At 67.1% G+C, this 210-nt stretch carries 1 pseudogene; it reads right to left on the reverse strand.

Annotated elements, in window-relative coordinates:
• A pseudogene (locus tag ACYP5B_RS49790) lies at positions 1 to 210 on the reverse strand (hypothetical protein); the annotation flags it as partial.

The following is a 210-nucleotide window of genomic DNA, read 5'->3' on the forward strand; positions in this document are numbered from 1 at the left end:
CAATCATGCTGTCAACGTCCTTAGGCCGCTTCGTCCAGCCCTGACCGTACTCGATCCGGGCAAAGGTCAGCAGATCCATGCGCTCCTGCCCTACCGACATACCAAGGCGGGCGGCGAGGTCGGCGAGGATGCTCTCTCGGTCCTCGGGATCGGCCGCGGTCGGCATCGGTGCGGGCATCGGCGAAGCGACCGGTGTCGACGCGGGCGTCG

The sequence above is a fragment of the Cupriavidus sp. 8B genome (assembly GCF_054589115.1).